At 32.8% G+C, this 17,933-nt stretch carries 19 protein-coding genes and 1 tRNA gene; 10 read left to right on the forward strand and 10 right to left on the reverse strand.

Features of this window, described 5'->3' with window-relative positions; all coding sequences use genetic code 11:
• Window positions 1-186: 186 nt before the first annotated feature.
• The 4 genes from ACSVH2_RS01220 to ACSVH2_RS01235 all read right to left on the reverse strand — a co-directional run bounded on the left by ACSVH2_RS01220 (window position 187) and on the right by ACSVH2_RS01235 (window position 5,841).
• A complete protein-coding gene (locus ACSVH2_RS01220) occupies window positions 187-585 on the reverse strand; it encodes a hypothetical protein (RefSeq protein WP_438091339.1) in 399 nt (132 codons plus the stop codon).
• A gap of 67 nt (window positions 586-652) precedes the next feature.
• Entirely contained in the window at window positions 653-4,051 is a 3,399-nt protein-coding gene (locus ACSVH2_RS01225) for a hypothetical protein (protein WP_438091340.1), read from the reverse strand.
• Between the two features lie 63 nt (window positions 4,052-4,114).
• Window positions 4,115-5,368, reverse strand: coding sequence for an aspartate kinase (locus tag ACSVH2_RS01230; protein WP_438091341.1), 1,254 nt, complete (start codon window positions 5,366-5,368; stop codon window positions 4,115-4,117).
• The gene (locus ACSVH2_RS01235) at window positions 5,368-5,841 is read right to left on the reverse strand and encodes an N-acetyltransferase family protein (RefSeq protein ID WP_438091342.1); all 474 of its coding nucleotides are present in this window, start codon (window positions 5,839-5,841) and stop codon (window positions 5,368-5,370) included. Before ACSVH2_RS01235 ends, ACSVH2_RS01230 begins: the two co-directional genes overlap by 1 nt.
• 107 nt (window positions 5,842-5,948) lie before the next feature.
• Between ACSVH2_RS01235 and fbp the strand changes: the two genes are divergently transcribed.
• Window positions 5,949-6,956, forward strand: a complete 1,008-nt coding sequence (fbp, locus tag ACSVH2_RS01240) for a class 1 fructose-bisphosphatase (protein WP_438091343.1) — start codon at window positions 5,949-5,951, stop codon at window positions 6,954-6,956.
• A gap of 31 nt (window positions 6,957-6,987) precedes the next feature.
• On the opposite strand, the gene ACSVH2_RS01245 is transcribed toward fbp, so the two are convergent.
• On the reverse strand, window positions 6,988-7,419 hold the full coding sequence (locus ACSVH2_RS01245) for a TerB family tellurite resistance protein (RefSeq protein WP_438091344.1): 432 nt from the start codon (window positions 7,417-7,419) through the stop codon (window positions 6,988-6,990).
• A 151-nt stretch (window positions 7,420-7,570) separates the two neighbouring features.
• On the opposite strand from ACSVH2_RS01245, the gene ACSVH2_RS01250 reads away from it, so the two are divergent.
• From ACSVH2_RS01250 to ACSVH2_RS01260, 3 genes are all read left to right on the forward strand, one after another.
• A complete protein-coding gene (locus ACSVH2_RS01250; RefSeq protein WP_438091345.1) occupies window positions 7,571-8,164 on the forward strand; it encodes a HupE/UreJ family protein in 594 nt (197 codons plus the stop codon).
• Window positions 8,165-8,264: 100 nt separating this feature from the next.
• Complete coding sequence (locus ACSVH2_RS01255; RefSeq protein WP_438091346.1) at window positions 8,265-8,693, forward strand: deoxycytidylate deaminase; 429 nt, start codon at window positions 8,265-8,267, stop codon at window positions 8,691-8,693.
• Window positions 8,693-10,261: a S41 family peptidase gene (locus ACSVH2_RS01260; protein ID WP_438091347.1), complete on the forward strand. Its 1,569-nt coding sequence runs from the start codon at window positions 8,693-8,695 to the stop codon at window positions 10,259-10,261. Before ACSVH2_RS01255 ends, ACSVH2_RS01260 begins: the two co-directional genes overlap by 1 nt.
• Window positions 10,262-10,264: 3 nt before the next feature.
• Here ACSVH2_RS01260 and ACSVH2_RS01265 read toward each other — a convergent pair whose 3' ends face one another.
• From ACSVH2_RS01265 to ACSVH2_RS01275, 3 genes are read right to left on the reverse strand one after another with little or no spacing between them, the layout of a single operon-like run.
• A complete protein-coding gene (locus ACSVH2_RS01265) occupies window positions 10,265-10,873 on the reverse strand; it encodes an FAD-dependent oxidoreductase (RefSeq protein WP_438091348.1) in 609 nt (202 codons plus the stop codon).
• 4 nt (window positions 10,874-10,877) lie between these two features.
• Entirely contained in the window at window positions 10,878-11,075 is a 198-nt protein-coding gene (locus ACSVH2_RS01270) for a hypothetical protein (protein ID WP_438091349.1), read from the reverse strand.
• Window positions 11,076-11,113: 38 nt separating this feature from the next.
• The gene (locus tag ACSVH2_RS01275) at window positions 11,114-11,689 is read right to left on the reverse strand and encodes a MarC family protein (protein ID WP_438091350.1); all 576 of its coding nucleotides are present in this window, start codon (window positions 11,687-11,689) and stop codon (window positions 11,114-11,116) included.
• Between the two features lie 87 nt (window positions 11,690-11,776).
• On the opposite strand from ACSVH2_RS01275, the gene ACSVH2_RS01280 reads away from it, so the two are divergent.
• Entirely contained in the window at window positions 11,777-12,349 is a 573-nt protein-coding gene (locus ACSVH2_RS01280) for a DUF3109 family protein (RefSeq protein ID WP_438091351.1), read from the forward strand.
• Between the two features lie 679 nt (window positions 12,350-13,028).
• Here the strand turns inward: ACSVH2_RS01280 and ACSVH2_RS01285 are convergent.
• Window positions 13,029-13,102: transfer RNA gene (locus ACSVH2_RS01285), tRNA-Ala, on the reverse strand.
• Between the two features lie 99 nt (window positions 13,103-13,201).
• On the opposite strand from ACSVH2_RS01285, the gene ACSVH2_RS01290 reads away from it, so the two are divergent.
• From ACSVH2_RS01290 to ACSVH2_RS01310, 5 genes are read left to right on the forward strand one after another with little or no spacing between them, the layout of a single operon-like run.
• Entirely contained in the window at window positions 13,202-13,966 is a 765-nt protein-coding gene (locus ACSVH2_RS01290; RefSeq protein ID WP_438091352.1) for an enoyl-CoA hydratase/isomerase family protein, read from the forward strand.
• 2 nt (window positions 13,967-13,968) lie between these two features.
• Window positions 13,969-14,145, forward strand: coding sequence for a hypothetical protein (locus ACSVH2_RS01295; RefSeq protein WP_438091353.1), 177 nt, complete (start codon window positions 13,969-13,971; stop codon window positions 14,143-14,145).
• A 37-nt stretch (window positions 14,146-14,182) separates the two neighbouring features.
• Entirely contained in the window at window positions 14,183-14,635 is a 453-nt protein-coding gene (locus ACSVH2_RS01300; RefSeq protein ID WP_438091354.1) for a 6-pyruvoyl trahydropterin synthase family protein, read from the forward strand.
• 12 nt (window positions 14,636-14,647) lie between these two features.
• Window positions 14,648-15,412, forward strand: a complete 765-nt coding sequence (locus ACSVH2_RS01305; protein WP_438091355.1) for a UDP-2,3-diacylglucosamine diphosphatase — start codon at window positions 14,648-14,650, stop codon at window positions 15,410-15,412.
• Window positions 15,402-15,746, forward strand: coding sequence for a hypothetical protein (locus ACSVH2_RS01310; protein WP_438091356.1), 345 nt, complete (start codon window positions 15,402-15,404; stop codon window positions 15,744-15,746). Before ACSVH2_RS01305 ends, ACSVH2_RS01310 begins: the two co-directional genes overlap by 11 nt.
• Here the strand turns inward: ACSVH2_RS01310 and recJ are convergent.
• Entirely contained in the window at window positions 15,743-17,434 is a 1,692-nt protein-coding gene (recJ, locus tag ACSVH2_RS01315; RefSeq protein ID WP_438091357.1) for a single-stranded-DNA-specific exonuclease RecJ, read from the reverse strand. The genes ACSVH2_RS01310 and recJ overlap by 4 nt on opposite strands.
• Between the last annotated feature and the right edge of the window lie 499 nt (window positions 17,435-17,933).

Genomic DNA, 17,933 nt, shown 5'->3' on the forward strand with positions numbered 1-17,933 from the left:
TTTGCTTTTCAGTATTTTATGAAAAATGAAAATCAAAAAAAGCCCTAAAACAAAGGAAGTTAAGAATTTTCTTTCTGTGAAATTTTAACATTTATTGTTGCCTTCAATTTGCTTCCAAAGCATAAAAAAAAGTGATTTTTCTTTTCGAAAAAATCACTTTTAATAAAATCATAGTTTTGTTCCGTTTTAATCAGAAATATAGGTCTTATTTCCGTTAGAATTGATATAATATTCACCACCTTTTGGACCAGTGTAAACTGTTTTTCCTTTATATTTTCCGGTTGCTTTATCTTTCTTTTTGGGTGCTTTTTCGTTAGATGGCTTTTCTTTTTTTGTTTTTTCTTTCGAAGCAGTATATCGTTTGTCTGGAGTTCCGTCTTTTTTTAATGGAACATTTTGACTTTTAGAAGAAGTATATCTTTTGTCCGGAGTTCCATCCTTTTTCAAAGGAACACTAGATTTGGTTGTTTTTTTGGTTTGAGAAGATTTTTCTGTGGTGGTTTTTGGTTTTTCTGTTTTTTTCTCTTGAGCATTCGAATACCAGACGAAAACTGAAAGAAACGATACTAAAAATAATTTTTTCATACTATTTTGTTTTAGAAATTAGGTGATTAAAAGTAAACAAAAATACAATTCATTACTAAATTGTGTCTTAAAAATAAGCGCGAAGTTGCACATTTCCAGTATGAACCGTTTGACTCGTCTCCGATTTTCTTCCTTGATAATTGAGGTTAATATCTAAAAACTGCGTCAAATTCTTTTGTAAAAGTAGTCGCCACGTCATGTTTTTTCCGGGTTGCAATCCTTCCAGCATTTGAAAAGCTACCGGAGATAATGCATCGCCTTGAAATTTATTTTGATAGAACGAAAATTCTCCGTTCATCGTAATTTTATTTTGATTGGCATAAGAAAATGATGTTCCAAATCTGCTTTGCAACAGTTTTTCGAAATCTCCAATTTGGTTTTCTTTGTTTTGGTATTCATAAAAAACATCCCAACTCGCATTTTTATTAAACAAATAAGAGATTTTTGGATTGAACTGATAACCCAAAATAGTGAAGTTTCGTGTCGAATAATTCTCTGAAACGAAACTTGTTTCTATCGATTTTGAAGCCAATGAAAAGAGCCATGTTTTTTGGAGTAAATGAAGATATTGTAATTGGTGTGAGGCATTTTTACTTTCTTGATAACCAACAGAGAGTAAACTTTTTAATCGATTTTGAATAAAAGTATAGGTTACTGAATGGTTTTGTTTTCCACGATTATAAAACAAACTATTTCGGAAACTGGAATTTAATCCCAATAAATTTTCTTCGGAAGCCGTGAACGGATTAAAATAAAAATTATCACCATTTTGCTCTGTTTTTCTTTCTACTAAATAGGATGTTTGGTTATAGAAATGAGACAAAACCTTTTTAAACCCATTCTCATTTTGCCATTTTGTTGGATTTAAAGTCAAAGATTGTGAAAATTTGTTTTGGTGTGTTTTAATAAAAATCTGATTAGGTAAATAGACCCGAACATATTTTGCTTGGTCAATAAATGGTGCCACTTCAAACTCTTCTAATTCCTGAATTCCATTACCGTTATAATCATTCCAAGTATAAATTCCTTGTCCGGGTTCTACTTCTAAATAGGTAAATTCTTGTTGAGCAATACTTCCAGAGGTGTTTTCATAAGCCGTTGTAACTTGCATGAATTGATTGAAATATTGGTCATTATACAATAATCGGGAATTTAATGATGGTTCGTCTTGACGAGTATTGTCTTCATATTTCAAATTTCTATAATTGACAAAAAGGGTTAAGTCACTTTTTTTAGTTTGTAGTAGCTTGGATTTCAAATAATAGGATTGTGAGGTATTTACTTTTTGTAATAAGCCGTTTTGTAAACTATCATTAACGCGATGAAGATATCCTAATTCTACAAAAACTTTGGTGCTGTCGCCACGACCCACAAATGCGCCAAATTCTGAAAATTTTTGACTTAAAGCAGATAATTGACCCGTTGCTACTAATTGCTCATTGTTATCTTCCATCCGAAAACTACTGCCAACCCAATTTTTCTTAAAATGATACTTCACTTGACTGTCATTTCTTAAAAATTTGGTTTTCGAATAGCTACCATCACTATTCAACACACTAGAATTTTGTAGAATATTCCAATTTTTTAGTACAAACAACCCATTAATAAGGTGACGATTTCCTGAAAAACTTTTGGAAAAATCTAACTTTTCAAACTGATACCTCAACTTCCCTTTTTCGGGCAAAATGAAATCCAATCCCGAAACAAGCAAACTTTGATTGCCTTCAAAAGTGGTTAAATTCCAATCGCGATTGAATTCTATATTAAATAATCGCTCTATGGTTTTAAAATCTTCTTGCACAAATTGATAATTTCCAAAGGCATCTACTTGCCATTTTTTAGAATATAATCTTTGTTTGAAATTTAATTTCCCAGCAACACCTTTATTATTGTTATCATCAATGGATGAAAATAAATTCAAATCATTATTGCTAACACCAAGTTCAAAATCAACAAATGTCTTTTCACTCGGATTGTATTTCCCTAAAACAGTAGCTATTTGGATTTTTGTTGGCGCAACCAATCTCGTAATGGGTTCATAACTTCCTTGTGGAATACCGTTTAGAGGTTCTACATATTGGTAAATTTTACCAATTGCTGATGAATTCAATAAAATATAATTACCAAGATTTGTTCCTACCAAGGAAAACGTAACGTTATACAGAACATCGTTGGGATTGTTGGAATATTCAAAAACCTCCACACTATTTACCGTTACTTTTTTATACAATATCTTGTTATCTGAATAAGTATCCAAATAAGCCGATGGTGAAATCATTAAATTAGTATCATCTCCAGCATTTTTAAGAATCTCGACTTGTTCTGTTGTTAAATTTTGTTGTAATGGTTGGTTTTTAACATCATTTTCAGAATACAAATAACCGCCCAAACTCCATGTTTTTGCTTCATGATTTGCTCCGCCATAAGTAACAAAACGCGTATAATTTCTCTCGGAATATTGATATTCAATTACGATTCTCATTTCGGAAGTAATGGGAAAAAGTGAGGTAAACGTTATTTCTCCAGCGTTGTAATCAATTATATAGTCATTATTATCGCCACGGTTTTTCAAAATTCCGTTGACAAAAACTCTTTCTGAACCCGAAATTACTAAAACATATAACTCGCCATTGTTACCACGCAATTTATAAGGTCCTTGATTTCCTTCTTGTCCTGTAAACGAACTTTTAGCATATTGTCCGCGAACCAAAGCTGCAGAAGCAAAAATGTCCGTCTTGTTTTCTTCGCCACCCAAAGTAAAATGCGTGGAAAGTCCTTGTACTTTTTTATTAAAATTCAGAAATCGTGACTGTCTATTTTCCAGAAATAAATCACCAGCACGAATAGTCCAATTATCGGTAAAAAGTTCAATGAAAATTTCGTCAAACTCATCTAGTTTTTGGGAATAACCTCCGTCTTGTAGCGGAATATTACTGTCTTGAATAGAAGCGCGAAGCGAAACTTTATCGGATATTCTACCTGTAATTTGCAAATCGAGATTAGAGTTGACCGTCGCGTTTTGATTGTTACCAATAGTTACGCCACGAGAAATACTTCCCGAAGTATTCAATCCGTCAAACGGAACAAACTTTTTTACAGAACGATTGACTTTATAAAGATTTCCAGCTTCGTTTGGAACCACTTTATCTTGGTCGTAAATACTGTAGGTTTTGGTTAAATGTTCGGGAAATTTAAAATACCGAATGGTGATGCTATCGTTTGCAGTAAACCCATTTTTGAAAAAGAGTTTTCCAGTTTTGAAATCCATTTTATAATAAAGAGTGTCGATTTCTTTTCCATTGGAAGTCAATAACTTAAAAAAACTTGGGCTGATACTTACTTTTTCAATGGCAATAGTATCAGTCGAAACAGCCACTTTTTTTGTTTGATAAAGCGATTTGATTTCCTGAGCCGAAAGCTTAGAAAAAGCAAAGAATACAAACAATATCAGCAATTTTTTTAGCATACATAATAAAAAACGTAAAAAAGCTGTTTTGTGTATAATTACATTATTAAATGCAAGACTAATTTACTCCTTTGTGACCACTTGCATTGTTTCTCTAGAAATTTGTTTTAACAAAACTGTTTTATCTTTTTCTACAATTTCAGCTGCTGCTGCAGTGAAATGTCTGATAGTGTATAAAGATACATTTTCGTTGTAAGATACTTTGAATTTTTTGGACAAAATAGTTTTCAACTCATTGAAATTGCCAAATTTATCTTCAATACACACCGAAAAACTAATGGCTGAATTTTGAATTAAACTCACTTTCATCTTAAATAGGTGAAACAAAGCAAAAATCTCGCTAATGTTTTCTTCCATGATAAATGAAAAATCGATTGACGACAACGAGAGTAATAATTGGTCTCTTTTTATGATGAAACATGGTGTTTGAGGTTCTAAATCTTTCCCTTTAGAAACACTTGTTCCTGGTAATAAAGGATTGATAAACGATTTTACAAACAATGGAATTTCTTTCTTTTGTAGTGGTTGCAATGTTTTTGGGTGAATAACAGTGGCGCCATAAAATGCCAACTCAATTGCTTCACGATAGGAAATTTGATTTAACAACAAGGCATTTTCAAAATATCTTGGATCTGCATTCATAACGCCAGGAACATCTTTCCAAATAGTTACACTTTCAGCATTCAAACAATAAGCAAAAATTGCTGCGGTGTAATCGGAACCTTCACGACCTAATGTAGTGGTGAAATTATTATCATCAGAACCTAAAAATCCTTGCGTAATATTGAGCGCTTTTTTCTTTACTCCTTTTGAAATAAACTGTTGAGTTCTTTCCCAATCAACACTTGCATCACGATAATTGTTATCGGTTTTAATGAAATTTCTAACATCAATCCAATTGTTTTTCATACCTACATGATTGAAATAATGACTTACAATTGTAGTAGAAATAATTTCTCCGTAACTCACAATTTGATCGTACACAAAATTATAATTTGGTGATTTATTACTGCGTAAAAAATACTCTAAATCAGCAAAATGACTATTCACGGCAAAATAGACATCATGCTCTTCATCATCAAAAAGGTCAAGTAAAATTTGATAGTGGTACTTTTTTACATCTTGTAATGAAGAATGCAATTCAGGCGATTTATCAAAGTAATTTTTAATCACTATCTCCAAAGCATTCGTGGTTTTTCCCATAGCGGAAATTACTAAAAGTGTGTCTTCATGTCCCACATTTTCCAAAACACTATATACATTTTTTATGCTATCGGCATCTTTTACTGAAGCGCCACCAAATTTGAATATTCTCATTACAATTTATTTAAAAATTCATTAATTCCGTTTTCATCCATTTGTGCTACACGCCAATCGTCTAACACTTTTGCACCTGATTTTATATAAAAATCAATAGCTGGTGTGTTCCAATCGAGAACATTCCATTCTATTCGTCGAACATTATCTCTTTTGCCTTGAGCAATAATTTCTGAATATAATGCAAATCCCAAACCTGATCCACGCATTTTTTCTTTCACAATTAAATCTTCCAAATGAATGGTTCTTCCTTTCCAAGTCGAATAGCGATAATAATATAAAGCTATCCCAACGACTTCTCCATCAAGCTCTGCAACAAAAGTATAAAACAATGGATTGTCTCCAAAGCCATCTCGTTCCAAATCAGAAACTGTTACAACAACTGCATCAGGTTCTTTCTCGAAAGTGGCTAATTCTTGAATGAGTTCAAGCACCGCTTTCATGTCTTTTTTTTCGCCTTTTCTGATAATCATTTTGGAAAAATTTGGTGCAAAAATACAATTAATAATTTCTTGTTGAAATAGATTTTTTCTTTGACAAAAATAACGATATTTGCAGCCACAACTACAACGATTTCGTAATGGAAGAACGCAACAAAACCTTAGGAGAATTTATCATTGAAAATCAAAATGCTTTTCAATATTCCTCGGGAGAATTATCTCGAATTATCAACTCAATTCGATTAGCGGCCAAGGTCGTAAACTACAAAGTAAATAAAGCTGGATTGGTTGATATTGTTGGCGCTGCTGGCGAACAAAATATTCAAGGAGAAGATCAACAAAAATTAGATGTTTATGCTAATGAGGTGTTTATTCAAACATTAATCAACCGCGAAATTGTTTGTGGTATCGCTTCAGAAGAGAACGATGATTTTATTACCGTTTCTGGTTCAGATAATTCACATAGCAATAAATATGTGGTTTTGATGGATCCTTTGGATGGTTCTTCAAACATTGATGTCAATGTTTCTGTAGGAACCATTTTTTCAGTTTTCAGAAGAAGAACACCCATTGGAACACCTGTTACTAGTGAAGATTTTCTTCAACCAGGAACACAGCAAGTAGCTGCAGGTTATGTGATTTATGGAACTTCAACAATGTTAGTTTACACTACAGGTCACGGCGTGAATGGTTTCACATTAAATCCAGCCATTGGGACATTTTATTTATCGCATCCTAACATGAAGTTTTCCAAAGACGGAACTATTTACTCCATCAATGAAGGAAATTATGTTCATTTCCCGCAAGGTGTAAAAGATTATTTAAAATATTGCCAGTTGGAAGAAGGTGACAGACCTTACACTTCAAGATATATTGGAAGTTTGGTTTCGGATATTCACCGCAACATGATTAAAGGCGGTATTTATATTTATCCAACAAGTTCAAAATCTCCCAATGGGAAACTCCGTTTGTTATATGAATGCAATCCGATGGCGTTTATTGCCGAACAAGCTGGTGGAAAAGCAACTGACGGATTTGGTAGAATTATGGAAATTCAACCTACAGAACTGCATCAACGCGTTCCCTTTTTCTGCGGAAGTTATAATATGGTAGCAAAAGCAGAAGAGTTTATGGCTAAATATAGTTAAAAAAAATTCCCGATTAAATCGGGAATTTTTTTTATCTGTTCATATTTTGCATTTCAAAAATGAAAGTGTCTAAGTCTACTTTTTTATCTACTAGAACAAGCGCTTTTTTGACAATATATTCCACGTTACTTGTACTAAAACCAAGTGCTATTGCAAATTTTCTTAACAATCTTTCTTGTTTATCACCCAAGTGATGGTCATGGTGAACCACTTTTGCAATATGGTACAAACTCTCCAATCTTTCTATATATAGATAAGGTGGATTTAACTCATATTTTAAAGGGTTTTCTAAAATTTCATCATATTCCTGTTTCGAAATATCTAATTTTAAAGCTAACTTGTCCAAAAACATTTTCTCGTCTTCATCAAAAGCACCATCGGCATACAATACCCGTGCTACTGCTGAAAAACGTCCTTTCATTCTGCTTTTAAATTCACTATCAAATAAATCTGCTATTGACATAATACTATTGGTTTTTAATACTACAAAGGTAAGGCAATTTCCTTTTTTTAGAAAACGATTTGTAAAAATGTTTTACATCGATTTTAGGAATAAATTATGATGGTCAATTAAAATAAATTGTAAGTTTACGTTCCAAAACCACCAAATCACCATGTCAGATTTTTGGATATATTTCACTATTGGATTAAAACATGTGCTCAGTATTTTTGCATACGACCACATCTTATTTCTTTTGGCTCTAACTGTTCCTTATGAATTTAAATCATGGAAGAATATCCTAATTTTAGTCTCCTTTTTTACTTTAGGACACACGTTAGCTTTGTTTCTTTCCGTTTTTAATATCGTTTCTATAAAGCCTGACATTGTTGAGCTTTTAATACCCATAACCATACTGATTACAGCTTTATACAACATCATTATGGCTGGGAAAAGCAGTAAAAAGGAGAACATCACCTTTGTTGGGTTTGTTACCATTTTCTTTGGAATTATTCACGGTTTAGGCTTTTCTAATTATTTTAACAGCATCCTTTCAGGAAAACCAACTGATAAATTATTACCACTTTTTGAATTTGCGCTTGGTATTGAAGTAGCACAAATTATTGTGGTAATTGGTGCGTTACTTTTGGCTTATGTCGTTCAAAATTTATTCAAATATTCTAAACGAGATTGGATATTAATTGTATCTGCTTTCACTGTCGGAGTAATTATACCAATTATTGTTCAAAATGAAATTTGGTATAAATAATTCTTATTTGAAGCCAAACCTTTCGGTATATTTGCTATCCTTATTCAGGTTATTATCTTAAGGAAAAATGACTTAATGCAACCCTTTTTTGATTTTTGTAATGAAAGAAATAAAACAAAAAAAATACGATACCGCTTACTTAAGAATTGCTGCCGAATGGAGTAAATTATCCTATTGCAAACGCAAACAAGTTGGTGCCATTATTGTTCGTGACCGAATGATTATTTCTGATGGATATAATGGAACACCTTCGGGTTTTGAAAATTGCTGTGAAGATGAAGAAGGACTAACACAATGGTATGTACTTCATGCTGAGGCAAATGCTATTTCCAAAGTAGCTCGTTCAACACAAACCTGTGAAAATGCTACTTTATATATTACGCTGTCACCATGCAAAGAATGCAGTAAGTTGATACATCAATCAGGGATAAAACGTGTGGTGTTTCAACATGGCTATCGAGACACTTCTGGTTTAGAATTTCTTCAAAAAGCAGGTGTTGAAGTACATCAAATTGAAAATTTAGAATAATGAAATCAAAAAACAACTACTTACCTATATTACTTTTCTCGTGCGTTGCGCTAGGAATAATCATTGGTGGTATGTTGAATTTTCCAGAAAGAAAAATTTCCAAACAAAATGCGCGTAAAATAAAACTAGAGCGACTCATTGATTTTATTAATGACGAATATGTAGACGATGTCAATTCTGATTCTATTGTAGATTTAACAGTGAACAGTATTTTGGCCAATCTCGATCCTCATTCTGTTTACATTCCGCCAAGTGAACAATCATCAGAAGCCGAAATTATGAGAGGTGATTTCGTGGGAATTGGTGTTAATTTTTTTATGTACAATGACACTGTAACTGTTGTAAAACCTCTAGAAAATGGTCCAGCAGCCAAAGCGGGAATTAAATCGGGCGACAGAATTTTATATGCAGATAAATCCAAACTTTTTGGACGAAAATTACCAACAGATAGTTTATTCAGCAAATTAAAAGGAGAAGAAGGTTCCAATGTTTTGCTTACCATTTATAGAAAAAGTTCTAATAAAAAATTGAAAATTCCTGTTGTTCGCGAAGTAGTTCCAATAAAAAGTGTAGATGCTTATTTGATGTTGAACAAAACCTCAGGCTATATTAAAATCAATCGTTTTTCCGAAAATACCTATGATGAATTCCGGTTAGGTTTGGAAGAATTGAAAAAACAAGGCATGACTACTTTGGTCATTGATTTGCGCGATAATGGTGGCGGTTATTTGGAAAAAGCAGTAGAAGTTGCCGACGAATTATTGAAAAATAAAGAGTTAATTGTCTTCACCAAAAACAGAAAAGGAAACATTACAAAAACATTTGCCACCGAAGAAGGCATTTTTGAAACGGGAAGAGTATATGTTTTGATTGATGAAAACTCCGCATCGGCTAGCGAAATTTTGGCTGGTGCCATTCAAGATAACGATAGAGGAACTATTGTGGGAAGACGTTCTTTTGGGAAAGGATTAGTGCAACGCGAAATGGATTTTGATGATGGTTCAGCGGTAAGATTGACTACTTCTAGATATTACACACCAAGTGGTCGCTCTATCCAAAAACCTTATGTGAAAGGTGAAGGAGAAAAATACAGTCATGATTTTGAAACTCGTTTTGAAAGTGGAGAATTGTATAGTAAAGACAAAATGAAAATAGCCGATTCGTTAAAGTTTAAAACCAAAAAAGGACGAATTGTTTATGGTGGTGGCGGAATCGTTCCTGATGTTTTTGTACCATTAGAAGTAAAAAAAGGAGAGGAAAGTTTGGCTTATATTTTAAATTCTGGTTTGGTGAGTCATTTTGTTTTCGAACAATTAGATAAAAACCGAAATAATTTTAAAGGATTAAAACAGCCAGATTTACTATCTAAAATACAACACGATAATCTTTATGTTTTTAAATTCGAAAGTTACTTGAAAGACTCTGGCCTGGACATGACTTTGTCAAATAATAAAGCTTTGGTAAAAAAATTCATTACAGCTGAATTTGCCCGACAACTTTTTGGTGAAAACCAATATTATCAAATTCTGTTGAAAGATGATGCGATGTTGAAAGCTATATTGAAATAAATCTTACTTCTTTACACTATCATGTACTTGAACATGAATTCCATTGTTCCAAAGCGTAAGAATATCAGTAGCTACAGCTGCACCACTTCCGGCTGCAATAGCTAATTGACTTCGCCAACCAGCCAAAGTTCCCGTAACATAAATGCCATCAGTAACTTTATGGTCAATGTTTTTTAATTGAATTCTATTTTTTTCTACAATTACTTTTTGATGTGGCATTACAAACTCTTCCAAACCATCTATAGTAAAAGGATTTCCTGCACCTATACTGATAACAACTAGTTGCGTTGGATAAGAATTTTTATTGGTAATAACAGTAAAATTTCCAGCCACACCTTCAATTCTCATTACTTTTTCATTAGGAATTTGGACTACTTGAGGATATAATTCTTGAAGTTGGTTAATGCTTTCTGTTAAAAGGGCTGAACCTAATTTCCCTGCCGGAATTCCGTAGGCGTTATTGAACAATGCATCTTGTAGCGAGGAAGCTTTTTGATGTGTAATAATTCCGATTTTTTTGTCAGCAGCGAAAGGCTTACTTAAACCTGACCCTAAAATCAAAGCGCATGACATACCCGAAACACCACCGCCAATTATTAAAACGTCAAACATGGAATTAGTTTCTTAATTTTTCTTCGATTTTTTTTGACATTCTAAAAATCAAAAGAATTAAAATGGCACAAAATGAAGCCACAATCCCAATGAGAGCAATCATACTGTTTCCTTCTAATGGTTTGTTGAAGTCAATTAGAAAAACATTTACTATTATAAGTGCAACAGCAAGAAAAATAAGTATGTTGGTAAAAATTTTCATAAAATAAATTTATAATGCAAAAATACTAATTTTTAGAGTTATGCAAATAGTCCTTTAACATTAGCAGCAAATAATTTAACAGCAATGGCTAAAAGTACAACCCCAAATACTTTCCTGATGACGCTTAAGCCATTTTCTCCTAACATTTTTTCAATTTTGGAAGATGATTTTAAAACCAAATACACCAAAATAATATTCAAAAGTATAGCTACAATAATATTAATAGATTGAAATTCTGCTCGTAGTGAAAGTAATGTAGTCATCGTTCCTGCACCAGCAATAAGTGGAAAAGCAATGGGAACAATTGAAGCCGAAGTCGCTTTTTCATCTCTATACAATCGGATACCGAGTATCATTTCTAATGCTAAAAAGAATAACACAAACGAACCTGCCACTGCAAACGAATTGGCATCTATTCCAATTAATTTGAGGATTTCTTCTCCCACAAAAAGAAAAGCAATCATAATTCCAGCAGAAACCAAACTAGCTTTTCCCGATTGAATATGGCCAAACTTAGACCTCAAATCAATAATTACAGGAATGCTTCCCACAATGTCAATCACGGCAAAAAGCACCATTGTTGTTGTTGCAATTTCTCTAATGTCTAAATTCATACCCTTTGTTTTTTTGCAAAATTAGGTTTTTAATACTACTCACAAGCCAATTTTGATTTGTACTTTTGTCGTCATTAAAAAAGTAACATGTTTCAATTAGGAAAAACCATAGTTTCAGAAGATATCCTCGAAAAAGATTTTGTGTGCAACCTATCGGCTTGTCACGGTGCATGTTGCGTTGATGGCGATGCTGGCGCGCCTTTGAGCAAAGAAGAAACCAAAATTTTAGAAGAAATCTATCCTAAAGTAAAACCTTTTTTAAGAAAAGAAGGCATTGAAGCCATCGAGCGATTGGGAACTTGGGTTGTAGGTACGGATCAAGATTTAGAAACACCATTAATCGACAATAAAGATTGTGCTTACGTCATTTTTGATGGAAAAACAGCGCTTTGCGGCATTGAACAAGCCTATAATCAGGGAATAATTAACTGGAAAAAACCAGTTTCGTGTCATTTATACCCAATTCGAGTAAAAGAATTTTCAGAATTTTCGGCTGTCAATTATGACCGTTGGGATATTTGTAATCCAGCATGTTCTTTGGGAAAAGAACTAGAAGTTCCTGTTTATAAATTTGTCAAAGAAGCATTGATTAGAAAGTTTGGTGAAGATTGGTATATGGAATTAGAAAAAGTAGCCGTAGAATTAAAGAGCGGAAAATAAAAACATTATAAACCAATAATAAAGTTAAAAACTATACCGAAAAACAACGTTAAAAAAAAGACAATATTTTGGAAATAATTAAAAATTTATATTGGATTTGTGGAGTTTTTATTTTTGGGATTGTAATGATAATGGGATTTGCTTTACCACATACATTGAGAATTTTTAGACTTCCAAGAATGTACAAAAGGGCTCTAATAATTTCAATAGTTTTATTACTTATTGGATTATTATTACAGTTTGATAACAGTTTTGATTGTCTAGAAAGGCAAAATTTGTTGTATCCAATTTATGGAATTTTATACCTTTTACTTTATAAAATATCAGACAATTTCATACTCAAAAAGAAAGGCAGAAATATGTATTACTTGACAATGTGGCAACTCAAAGACGAAGAGTCTGGAAAATCGACCAACTTGGAAAATATAATTCAATACGCAAATTTCATAATTTGTTTGTGTACATCATATTATGGAAGTATGTTAATAATAAAGCGTTTGTACAACTGCTAGCAACATTTTTAATAAATTGGAGTTTTAGGGCTTAATTAAAGTTTTTTTGAATTTTTTATTTTCAGTATTTAAACGAAAGTTATGGACTTACTAATCCCCAAGTTCTTGGATTCTTGAAACGATTGAATTCAAAAAAAGCCAAAATCAAATTGATTTTGGCTTTTTTGTGGAGAAGATGGGACTCGAACCCACGACTTCTTGCCTGCCAGGCAAGCACTCTAACCAGCTGAGCTACATCCCCAAAAATTCTGTGAGCAAATATATCATTTTATAAAAACAAAAAGCAATTCAAAAACCAACTTTTTAAGATTTGTTATAAATTTACATCAAATATCATATTATGTCTGCCGAAAATTCAAATGGATTTCTAGAAATACAAATCGAAAACAACATCGCTACGATTACCTTTGGTCATCCTGCCAGTAATTCTTTTCCTAGCGAACTTTTGCAAAAACTCACAGCAGAATTAAATGCCCTGAGCTCAAATAGTACTGTCAATATTATCATTTTGCAAAGCGAAGGCAAAACTTTTTGTGCAGGTGCTTCTTTTGATGAATTGCTCTCCATCACCGATTTTGAAACGGGTAAAAAATTCTTTTCTGGCTTTGCTGATGTCATTAATGCCATGCGTACTTGTTCCAAATTAATCATTGGAAAAATTCAAGGGAAAGCTGTTGGCGGCGGTGTTGGATTAGCATCAGCTTGCGATTTTGCTTTTGCCTATACTGAAGCAAGTATCAAACTTTCTGAAATAGCCATTGGTATTGGTCCTTTTGTTATTGAACCTGCCGTTTCCAGAAAAATCGGGAAAACAGCCATGACACAATTGACTTTGCAACCTAACACATGGCAATCGGCTGATTGGGCTGTAGAAAAAGGATTGTATGCTGATATTTTTGATAGTTTAGCCGATTTGAATGAGGAGACTTTGACTTTTGCCAAAAAATTAGCAGCGTATAATCCCGAAGCATTAACAGAAATGAAAAAAGTGTTTTGGGAAGGAACCGAAAATTGGGATGAACTTTTATATGAACGTGCCGCTATTTCGGGTAAATTAGTCCTTTCTGATTTTACTTCAACTGCTTTAAACGAATTTAAAAAGTAAAAATGATGACACTTATTTCGCTTATTCAACAAGTAAATATTGATGAAAAAATAAAACAAGCTCCAGATAGCGGTTATGTAATTGGCGTTTGGATTGGCTATATTTTACCCTTCGCAGTCTTAGCTGGACTAGCTTGGTTGCTATATTATCGTGCCAAAAAAAGACAAAACGACCAGTAGTTTTATTTTACTAAATTTGCAGCATAAAACTTCCTCCATGAGTAACATCAGAATTACAAAACAATTTTCTTTCGAAACCGGACATGCGCTTTATGGCTATGATGGTAAATGCAAAAACGTTCACGGACATAGTTATAAACTTTCAGTAACCGTAATTGGAAAACCAATAACCGATAATACAAATGTCAAGTTTGGAATGGTCATTGACTTTTCTGATTTAAAAAAAATTGTAAGAGAAGAAATTGTTGATTTGTTTGATCATGCCACGGTTTTCAATCAAAATACACCACATATTGAATTGGCTAACGAATTAAAAAATCGTGGTCATCACGTTATTTTAGTAGATTACCAACCTACAAGTGAAAAAATGGTAGTTGATTTTGCCCAAAAAATAAAAAATCGCTTGCCTGCTGATATTCAATTACACTCTTTAAAATTGCAAGAAACCGAAACTTCGTTTGCCGAATGGTATGCTTCAGATAATGAATAACAATTACTTTTGATGACAATTTCACCCAACAAAAAAATATACTTTGCTTCCGACCAGCATTTTGGTGCGCCAACTGCTGAGGCGAGTTTTCCACGCGAACAAAAATTTGTGGCTTGGCTCGATGAAGTAAAGCAAGATGCCGAGTGCATTTTCTTGTTAGGCGATTTATTTGATTTTTGGTTTGAATACAAAACCGTTGTTCCCAAAGGTTTCATCAGAGTTTTAGGCAAACTAGCCGAAATTCGTGACAGCGGAATTCCTATTTATTTTTTTGTAGGCAACCACGATTTGTGGATGAACAATTATTTTGAAAAAGAACTAAATATTCCCATATATCGCGATAATCAGGAATATACTTTTAATAATAAAACCTTTTTGATTGGTCATGGCGATGGAAAAGGTCCAGGCGACAAAGGTTACAAACGCATGAAAAAAGTCTTCACCAATCCGTTTTCAAAATGGTTATTTCGCTGGTTGCATCCTGATTTAGGAGTGAAACTTGGACACTATCTTTCGGTGAAAAACAAATTGATTTCGGGCGATGCTGATGTAAAATTCCTTGGCGAAGAAAACGAATGGCTAGTTCAATATTCCAAACGAAAATTGGAAAGCAAACATTATGACTACCTAGTTTTTGGTCACCGCCATTTGCCGATGATTATTCCTATTGGCGAAAACTCAAAATATGTGAACCTTGGTGACTGGATTGGGTATTTTACTTATGGCGTTTTTGATGGGGAAAGTTTTGAGTTGAAGGAGTATGAAAATGTTTTCTAAATCATTTATACAAAAGGTTTGTTCTATTTTAGCAATTTCAGTAATCTTAACTGTCATTTATTTTCTTGCAACAAGTTTAAGAAAAGAGAGGTTAAAAAATATAGAATTTATAAAATCGAATTACAAAATTACAAAAGGAATAATTACGGGAAAGCATAGTTATAAAGGTAATTCAATTCATATAAGGTATATTGTTGATGGGAAAATTTATGAAGAAATCGATGGTTATGATGAGAAGTTTATTTTTAAAGAAGGAGATAGCGTTACCATAAAATATTCAAAGTCAATGCCAGATTTAATGATTTCTGAGTTTAATGAAGACTATAATAATTAACTTCTCATATCCTTCAACCTTAACTGCACAGTTACATTTCCGTTGAATTCATTTTCATCTATACAATAAACAGCATCAAAGGGATTTTGATTTTTAACTAATTCTAATTTATCGCCAAGTCCAAAACCAATAGCGCCAAAACCTTCGCTTCCATTTTGTTTTACGAAGAGTTTCAAGTGTTCTTCATTTTGACCAATCGCTTTGGCATAACCTGTGTCTTTCACTTTTTTAGTTAGAAAAACTGGAGTCATATTTTGTGGTCCAAAAGGTTCAAACTGGTTTAAAATTCTAATTAATCTTTCGTTAATATCGGATAACTCAATTTCAGCATCAACAGAGATTTCGGGTGTTAATAAATCAGGATGAATGGTTTTTTCGACTTCGTTTTCAAAAGCTTCTTTGAAGGCGAAGTAATTTTCTTCTTTCAACGTCATTCCTGCTGCATACATATGTCCGCCAAATTGCTCGAGATGTTCAGCACAAGCTTCCAATGCATTATAAACATCAAAATCTTTTACCGAACGTGCCGAAGCAGCCAATTTATCGCCACTTTTGGTAAAGACAATCGTTGGTCGATAATAGGTTTCTGTTAATCTAGAAGCTACAATACCAATTACACCTTTGTGCCAATTCTCTTGATAAACAACAGTTGTAAATTTTTGTTTTTCGTTATTCTCTTCAATTTGCGAAAGTGCTTCAACTGTAATTTGTTTGTCTAAATCCTTTCTATCCGAATTGTATTGTTCAATTTCTGAAGCAAATATTTCGGCTTGGTCTAAATCATATTCGGTGAGTAAAGCAACCGCTTCGTTACCGTGTTTTATTCTTCCTGCAGCGTTAATTCGTGGTGCAATGATGAAAACAACATCGGTGATTGTTAAAACTTTTTTCTTCAAATTCTGAATTAATGCTTTAATTCCTGGACGCGGATTAGAATTGATAACTTCCAAACCAAATTTTGCCAATACACGATTTTCACCCGTAATCGGAACAATATCTGCCGCAATTGCGGTAGCAACCAAATCCAAATAAGGAATTAAATCTTCAATGGTTTGATTTCTATTTTGTGCCAAGGCTTGTACCAATTTGAAACCAACACCACAACCGCAAAGTTCATCATAAGGATAACTGCAATCCTCGCGTTTTGGATCGAGTACTGCAACCGCTTCGGGCAACATATCTCCTGGACGATGGTGATCACAAATGATAAAATCAATATTTCTGTCATTGGCGTAAGCAATATGATCAACCGATTTAATACCACAATCTAGTGCAATTATAAGTGTGAATTCATTGTCTTCGGCAAAGTCAATTCCTTTATAGGAAATCCCATAACCTTCATCGTAACGGTCTGGAATATAAGTGGCAACATTGGGATAAAAACTTTTTAAATAACTCGACATCAATGATACAGCCGTTGTTCCATCAACATCATAATCGCCAAAAACCAAAATATTCTCTCCATTTTCAATGGCGGTTTCAATTCGAGAAACAGCTTTATCCATATCTTTCATCAAATACGGATCATGCAAATCATCTAAACTTGGACGAAAAAATTGTCGTGCCTCGTCAAACGTTTCAATACCACGTTGCACCAAAAGAGTAGCAATCAACTCATCAACTTTGAGTTCGTTTGCTAAATGTTTTACTTTTTCGGGAGAAGGTTTTGGTTTAAGTGTCCAACGCATTTTAAAGTACGAATTACGAAATTAAAGTTATAAAAGTAAGAAAAATAATTTACTATTATAGTGTTGTTATTATACTAATGTTGACTTTTAGCAAATTAATTATTTTATTTTCCTCTTGAAACAATAATAAAATCAACACTTAACAAAATACCTGAAAAATATTTTGTTTAAACTGTCCTACTATAAAGTCAATAAAACCGTTGTTTTGGCGAAATATTATTGTTTTGAAAAAGATTAAACTTCTGGAAATAATCTAGTTAACTCTATATTTTATTGTCCTATTTTTTAAAATCAGTAACATTTACTTTTGAAAAGTTAATTTGAAATAAAAAAAATGTAAAACTTTTAAAGTTTTTCGTTTTATAAATATAGAAGTTAATTTAAACTACTTTAAAATGGGATATTTATTTTTAATCATTGTTGGCTGCTGGAACAGAATAAGTGAAATTTTGACAGCTTTTTTCTTGAAAAGAATTTTTAAAGATATGACCTTTAAAGA

Origin of the sequence: Flavobacterium sp. RSB2_4_14 (assembly GCF_051547085.1) — a bacterium.
GTDB lineage: Bacteria > Bacteroidota > Bacteroidia > Flavobacteriales > Flavobacteriaceae > Flavobacterium.

Coding starts and splice junctions, on each gene's coding strand:
- ACSVH2_RS01220 (WP_438091339.1), bottom strand. CDS start 585: ATGAAAAAATTATTTTTAGTATCGTTTCTTTCAGTTTTCGTCTGGTAT.
- ACSVH2_RS01225 (WP_438091340.1), bottom strand. CDS start 4,051: ATGCTAAAAAAATTGCTGATATTGTTTGTATTCTTTGCTTTTTCTAAG.
- ACSVH2_RS01230 (WP_438091341.1), bottom strand. CDS start 5,368: ATGAGAATATTCAAATTTGGTGGCGCTTCAGTAAAAGATGCCGATAGC.
- ACSVH2_RS01235 (WP_438091342.1), bottom strand. CDS start 5,841: ATGATTATCAGAAAAGGCGAAAAAAAAGACATGAAAGCGGTGCTTGAA.
- fbp (WP_438091343.1), top strand. CDS start 5,949: ATGGAAGAACGCAACAAAACCTTAGGAGAATTTATCATTGAAAATCAA.
- ACSVH2_RS01245 (WP_438091344.1), bottom strand. CDS start 7,419: ATGTCAATAGCAGATTTATTTGATAGTGAATTTAAAAGCAGAATGAAA.
- ACSVH2_RS01250 (WP_438091345.1), top strand. CDS start 7,571: ATGTCAGATTTTTGGATATATTTCACTATTGGATTAAAACATGTGCTC.
- ACSVH2_RS01255 (WP_438091346.1), top strand. CDS start 8,265: ATGAAAGAAATAAAACAAAAAAAATACGATACCGCTTACTTAAGAATT.
- ACSVH2_RS01260 (WP_438091347.1), top strand. CDS start 8,693: ATGAAATCAAAAAACAACTACTTACCTATATTACTTTTCTCGTGCGTT.
- ACSVH2_RS01265 (WP_438091348.1), bottom strand. CDS start 10,873: ATGTTTGACGTTTTAATAATTGGCGGTGGTGTTTCGGGTATGTCATGC.
- ACSVH2_RS01270 (WP_438091349.1), bottom strand. CDS start 11,075: ATGAAAATTTTTACCAACATACTTATTTTTCTTGCTGTTGCACTTATA.
- ACSVH2_RS01275 (WP_438091350.1), bottom strand. CDS start 11,689: ATGAATTTAGACATTAGAGAAATTGCAACAACAACAATGGTGCTTTTT.
- ACSVH2_RS01280 (WP_438091351.1), top strand. CDS start 11,777: ATGTTTCAATTAGGAAAAACCATAGTTTCAGAAGATATCCTCGAAAAA.
- ACSVH2_RS01290 (WP_438091352.1), top strand. CDS start 13,202: ATGTCTGCCGAAAATTCAAATGGATTTCTAGAAATACAAATCGAAAAC.
- ACSVH2_RS01295 (WP_438091353.1), top strand. CDS start 13,969: ATGATGACACTTATTTCGCTTATTCAACAAGTAAATATTGATGAAAAA.
- ACSVH2_RS01300 (WP_438091354.1), top strand. CDS start 14,183: ATGAGTAACATCAGAATTACAAAACAATTTTCTTTCGAAACCGGACAT.
- ACSVH2_RS01305 (WP_438091355.1), top strand. CDS start 14,648: ATGACAATTTCACCCAACAAAAAAATATACTTTGCTTCCGACCAGCAT.
- ACSVH2_RS01310 (WP_438091356.1), top strand. CDS start 15,402: ATGTTTTCTAAATCATTTATACAAAAGGTTTGTTCTATTTTAGCAATT.
- recJ (WP_438091357.1), bottom strand. CDS start 17,434: ATGCGTTGGACACTTAAACCAAAACCTTCTCCCGAAAAAGTAAAACAT.